Origin of the sequence: Mucilaginibacter sp. (assembly GCF_039935595.1) — a bacterium.
GTDB lineage: Bacteria > Bacteroidota > Bacteroidia > Sphingobacteriales > Sphingobacteriaceae > Mucilaginibacter.
In genome coordinates, this window is the sequence record NZ_JBDTJZ010000034.1 from 1 (window position 1) to 6,316 (window position 6,316).

Sequence of the window (6,316 nt, forward strand, 5' to 3'; positions counted from 1 at the left end):
AAAGTTCGAATATTTTATGCTTAATGGCTTTGGCTAAACCCACTTTACGATATTCGGGCGCTACTATCAGGCCCGAATTAGCCACAAAGTCGCCGTGGCTCCAGGTTTCAATATAGCAAAACCCTGCCCAGGTGCCATCTTTATGCAACGCTATAACGGCTTTACCTTCCAGCATTTTATTAGCCACGTATTCAGGTGTGCGTTGGGCAATGCCTGTACCACGCGCTTTGGCAGATTGTGCCATCTCATCGCAAATAGCGGGGGCATAGTCTGCATGTTGTGCAGTAGCAACCTGAATATCAAAATCTTGTATGGTCATTTAAGTAGAAAAATTACTGTTTAAATTATTGGCTTTAAAGCCATAATAATTAAATGTTTTTTGGATTGAAGAAGCTTTAATAAACTTCAATTTGACGGGCAATAGAATAGCCTGCAATTTAAACCCGTGGGATAAATAGCCTTCGTCGTGATGGGGAAAATAAAACAGTTGAAACCAAAGCAGCGGCAACCGGAGCAAAATTTGCTCTGACAGTTGGCTTATTTAAGCTTTGTAAGTTCATTTTATAGCGTATTTGTTTTATTTAAAATTTGATGCAAAAGTTTGCATTATTTTTTATTTAAACAAGAGAAATGTTAATTAGTTTATTAGGTGAGTGGTTTATTAGGTTTAAGATTACAGTAATTTGATATATAGTTAACTATTCACTTAACCAACCACTCACTTAATCAACCTTTTTGCCACAATATCATCCACTATCATATCCGCATGAATACGCGAGTTTTCAATGAACCATAAATGTGTATCTAAACCGCCGCAAACTACTCCCGCCAGATACACGCCCGGCAGATTGGTTTCCATCGTATCGGGGTTATATTCGGGTATAAACTTGTCTGTCGACAAATTGAGTCCCCATTTTTTTAGCAGATCAAAGTTTGGTTTATAGCCCGTCATGGCCATCACAAAATCATTGGGGATGGTTATCGGGCCTTCGGGCGTTTGTATATCCACCTCATGCTCACGTATAGCGGTCAATTCCGAATTAAAATAAGCCTTTATGCTGCCTTCTTTTATACGGTTGATAATATCGGGCCTAACCCAATATTTAACCCGCTGACTTATCTCTTCGCCACGCACAACCAGGGTAACTTCGGCACCTTTGCGCCAGGTCTCTAATGCCACATCAATAGCCGAGTTGCTTGAACCCACTACCACCACCTTTTGCATGGCGTAATAATGTGGGTCCTGGTAGTAATGCCTTACTTTGGGCAGATCTTCGCCGGGAATATTGAGGTTAACCGCAATATCATAAAACCCGGTTGATATAATTATTCGTTTAGCCTGATAAGTAGCTTTACTGGTAGTTACCTTATAGCCACCATTTTCAGGCAGGATAGCAGTTACCTCTTCAAATAAATTAATGGGCAGATGGTTAGAAGTAGCCACCCTGCGGTAATACTCTAAAGCCTCTGCACGGTTAGGTTGCTTATGGGTGGATACAAAGGGCACGCCGCCAATCTCCAGTTTCTCTGACGTAGAGAAGAACGTCATGGTAGAAGGGTAGTTGTATAACGAATTTACCAGGCATCCCTTCTCAACAATAACAAAACTTAAACCGGCTTTTTGGGCGTTTAACCCACAAGCTATACCAATGGGGCCACCGCCAATGATGAGGATATCCAACATACACGAAGATAATGAGATTAGGGGAGTGGTGCAGTATTAATATCGAATAATGAATTTTGAATGATGAATATCGAAGGTTTGATATGCTTTTTTCGAAAATTTAGGCACAAAAAAAGGGTAAGCTACTTCTATCGCGCCGCTCAACTCTCTACCCTTGCTGCGTTCCCACCCTGGGGGAGTTCAAGAGGAGCTGGCCGTAAAAGACTTACCCCGACGCAAATATAGGAAAAGGTTTGTTGTAGGGTTAATAAATTGTTAAAAAAGGAGTTTTGATGTGCAGATATGCGGATATGCAAATGCGCAAATGATTGATATGCAGTAGGGTATAAGGAATAAAAATCTTCATTATTTATACTTAAAATCATACATAAATAAAAAATTTCTAAAAAGTTCTTGCAGATAAATTTATTAATTTTATTTTTGTCGACTAATTCTATAGACTATGTATTTATTTAATAATTTCTCTACTCAAAAAAAATGTAAAGTAACCTGCTTAATGGTTATGTGTTGCTGTTGTTGATCTCTAAAAAACATACTACAACAGTTCAATTATTTACAATTTATCACTACAAATTTTTATGAAATTTTCTACTAAATTATTCAAACTAACAACGTTCATTTTATTGCTTTCGCCCGCCGCATTTTCCCAAAATATAATAAATGGTATTGTAAAAGATAGCAAAGGCGCGCCGGTACCTTCGGCATCGGTAATTATAAGGGGTACTACCACTGGTGTTACTGCCGATGAGAATGGTAAATTCTCCCTTAAACCAAGTATTGAGCCGCCATTTTATATCAGGATAAGTTCTGTTGGCTTTAAAGCCCAGGATTTCCAGGTGCTAAATATTCAAAACGCGCCAACCGAATTTGAACTGGTTAATGACGACCAACTAACCGAAATAGTTGTCGTATCCAGACGGCGCAGGGAGCTTTTGCAGGATGTGCCTGTTTCTGTTTCGGTAATAGGGGGAACCCAAATCGATAAAACAGGTTCGTTCAACGTAAACCGCGTTAAAGAACTTGTGCCTACGTTGCAGCTATATACATCTAACCCCCGTAACACAGGTATTAATATTCGTGGTATTGGTTCACCATTTGGTTTAACCAATGATGGTTTAGATCCGGGTGTAGGTTTTTATGTAGATGGCGTTTATTATGCACGCCCCGCAGCGGCTACGCTCGACTTTATTGACGTTGATAACATTGAAGTATTACGTGGCCCGCAGGGTACCTTATTTGGTAAAAATACCGCTGCAGGTGCCATTAATATCACTACCCGCAAAGCCAGCTTTACACCGGGTGTTTCGTTTGAAACCAGCTTTGGTAATTTAGGATATGTACAAGCTAAAGCATCTGTAACCGGCCCTATAGCTGATAAATTAGCTTTGCGTTTATCTTTTTCAGGAACGCAACGTGACGGTGCAATTTATAATATTGCTAAACAAGAGCCGGTTAACAACCTTAATAATTTGGGCGGTCGTTTCCAATTACTTTACCAGCCAACAGCCAATACCCAAATTACCTTAAATGGCGATGCATCCGACCAGAAGCCCAACGGATATGTCCAGGTATATGCAGGTGTTGCACCTACTTATCGTGCCGCTTATCGTCAGTTTAATAATATCATTGCTGATTTGGGCTATCAACTGCCGTCAACAAATCCGTTTGACCGTGTTATTGATCAAAATACCCCGGCTAAATCAGGTAATCAGTTGGGTGGCCTTTCATTAAATATCGATACTAAAATTGGATCAGGTACTTTAACCTCAACTACTGCCTGGCGTTATTGGGACTGGGATCCATCAACAGATCGTGACTTTACCGGTTTAAATGTATTAGCAAAATCACAAAATCCGTCTAAACATCACCAAACTTCTGAAGAGATGCGTTATTCGGGTGACTTATCGAAGAATTTAACAGGTGTATTTGGATTATTCTATTTAGATCAGCAAGTAACCACAACAGGCAGGGAAGAAGCGGGTTCAGACCAATGGCGATTTGCCCAAAACACCACTAATACAGCGTTATGGCAAACACCTGGTTTATTTGAAGGCTATGGTATATCTACCAATGCTTCTATAAAAGCACAAACAGCCGCGGCATTTGCCAACGTTGATTGGAAAATCGGAGATGCTTTCCACATCAATCCGGGCGTTCGTTTTAATTATGATAAAAAGGATGTTGTATATGACAGGCAGGCAAATGGTGGCATAACCCTAACCGACCCTACATTACTTGGCTTTAGAAAGGCTTTATACTCAAGCCAGTATTATACAACCAACTTTAACGAGCGAAACTTTACTTATAACATTACAGCCTCATACCGGCCAAATAAGGCGGTTAATGTTTATGGTACTTATTCAACAAGTTACAAACCATCAGGTGTTAACGTGGCAGGCTTACCTACTATTAATGGTGCACCGGCACTTGACCTTGCGGTTATTAAACCAGAAAAAACCCAACATATTGAGTTTGGTGCTAAAACCAACCCAACCCCAAATATTACTTTAAATGTTACTTTTCATAACTCTGATATCAGCGATTATCAAACTAACGTTCAATCGCCTGATCCGGGTGTGAACCGTGGCTACTTGGCTACTGCCGAGAAAGTAAATGTTAAAGGCGTTGAGTTTGACGCGAACATACAAGCCGGTAAAAATTGGTCATTCTATGCTTCAGGTGCTTATAATGATGCTAAATATGTAAAATTCACCAATGCTCCGCTTCCATTGGAAGAGACAGGTATATCTTCGACAGTATTTTTTAAAGATATCTCAGGCACACAACTTCCCGGTGTTTCTAAATGGACAACATCAGTTGGCGGCGAGTTTGCTACTGATGCCAAATTTATAAGCGAAAACAGCAAGTTCTTTATAGGTGTTGATGATTATTTACGTTCACGATTTTCATCAAGCCCAACACCATCAGCTTATTTGAATATTGCCGGTTATACGTTAGTTAACGCGCGTTTAGGTTTCAGGGCTACACATGGTTTTTCGGCTTACTTATGGGGACGTAACATCTTTAATCAAAATTACTTTGAGCAATTACTACCGGCCAGCGGTAATGCCGGTCAATATGCAGGTGTGCTTGGCGATCAACGCACTGTTGGTATAACCTTGCGTTACAATTTATAAAGAATATATAAGTTAATTATATAGGTTTCAATTGAGAAAGGGGCCGGGATAATTTTCCTGAGCCCTTTTGGTTTTGTATATTATATATACACCCGCCATGTCATTTCGAAACGAGGAACGAGTGAGAAATCTATACACGCGTTAGTGGCATGTGTATAGATCTCTCACTATGTTCGAGATGACAGGCGGTGGGGATAGTTATCGGGTAACAAAAAAGGTCCGGAATAAATCCCGAACCCTTATATAAAAATCACATTAAAAAAAATCTTAGTCAGCTACTGAGCGTAACATTAAGGCGCCAACGGTTAAGTTGGTACGGCTATCTACCAATATAGCGCCGCCATTAGCTTTATTTTCTTCATAGCTATCAAAGGCCAACGGATCGGCAGTTTTGATAACAATGCGGCCAATATCATTCAGTTTAAAATCTTCGCTTGGTTCTTTCTCCAGCGTGTTGATATTTACCTTGTATAGTGTTTCCTGTATCTTACAGCGGGTTACTTTACTGTTATGCTGTATAAAGTAGGTGTGGGTGGTATCCAAAGCACGGGTATCCATCCAGCATAAATCTGCCTCAATTAATTGCGATACTTTCGGCTGGTAACTGCTGTTCACCAATATATCACCACGGCTGATGTCTATCTCATCATTTAAATGTACCGTAACCGAAGTTCCGGCTAATGCTTCTTCCAGTTCCTTGTCAAAAAATTCAATTTTTGAAATAGTAGAAGTAAAGCCTGATGGCAATACGGTAATTTTATCATTCACTTTAAATGACCCGCTGGATACACGACCTGCATAGCCACGATAGTCATGCAATTCGTCAGTTTGCGGGCGTATTACCCATTGTACCGGGAAACGTGCATGTTCGGTGCTGATATCGGCTTCCAATTCAACAGTTTCCAGGAAATCTAACAAACTGGTGCCTGTATACCAGGGCATATTGGTTGTGGTATTTACAATGTTATCGCCTTTAAGCGCGCTTACAGGTATAAAATGTACATTCTTTTTTAAGCCTACCTTTTGGGCCAAAGCCTGGTAATCTTTTACAATGTTGTTATAAATCTCCTGGCTGTAGCCAATCATATCCATTTTATTAACGCAAACCACCACCTGCTGCAGGCCCAGTAACGATACCAGAAACGAGTGACGGATGGTTTGCTCAATAACACCCTTACGGGCATCAATTAATATAATAGCCAAATTAGCGTTTGAAGCGCCGGTAACCATGTTACGGGTATATTGAATATGCCCTGGCGCATCGGCTATAATAAACTTACGTTTATCAGTTTGAAAGTATTTGTAGGCTACGTCAATAGTAATACCCTGCTCACGCTCGGCCTTAAGGCCGTCGGTTAATATGGCAAGATCAATACTGCCATCGTCGTTTTTACGGTTGGATGAATGCAGAGCCTCTAATTGGTCAGCCAAAATAGAATCGCTATCATACAGTAAACGACCTATCAAGGTACTTTTACCATCATCAACACTACCT

3 protein-coding genes, 1 other RNA gene and 1 pseudogene are annotated in these 6,316 nt (G+C 40.3%); 1 reads left to right on the forward strand and 4 read right to left on the reverse strand.

Annotated elements, in window-relative coordinates:
* The 3 genes and pseudogenes from ABI367_RS01975 to ffs all read right to left on the reverse strand — a co-directional run.
* A pseudogene (locus tag ABI367_RS01975) lies at positions 1-319 on the reverse strand (GNAT family N-acetyltransferase); the annotation flags it as partial.
* 399 nt (positions 320-718) lie between these two features.
* Complete coding sequence (locus ABI367_RS01980; RefSeq protein WP_462231835.1) at positions 719-1,684, reverse strand: YpdA family putative bacillithiol disulfide reductase; 966 nt, start codon at positions 1,682-1,684, stop codon at positions 719-721.
* 112 nt (positions 1,685-1,796) lie between these two features.
* An RNA gene (gene ffs / locus ABI367_RS01985) (signal recognition particle sRNA small type) lies at positions 1,797-1,895 on the reverse strand.
* 367 nt (positions 1,896-2,262) lie between these two features.
* Here ffs and ABI367_RS01990 point away from each other — a divergent pair.
* Positions 2,263-4,821 (forward strand): TonB-dependent receptor, encoded by a 2,559-nt coding sequence (locus ABI367_RS01990; protein ID WP_462231837.1) that lies wholly within the window; start codon positions 2,263-2,265, stop codon positions 4,819-4,821.
* Positions 4,822-5,088: 267 nt separating this feature from the next.
* On the opposite strand, the gene ABI367_RS01995 is transcribed toward ABI367_RS01990, so the two are convergent.
* The coding region (locus ABI367_RS01995; protein WP_462231839.1) for a sulfate adenylyltransferase subunit 1 at positions 5,089-6,316 on the reverse strand (1,228 nt) is incomplete at its 5' end.

Bases quoted from the DNA above. Each gene is read 5' to 3' on its own strand.
- ABI367_RS01980 (WP_462231835.1), bottom strand. From the start codon at position 1,684: ATGTTGGATATCCTCATCATTGGCGGTGGCCCCATTGGTATAGCTTGT.
- ABI367_RS01990 (WP_462231837.1), top strand. From the start codon at position 2,263: ATGAAATTTTCTACTAAATTATTCAAACTAACAACGTTCATTTTATTG.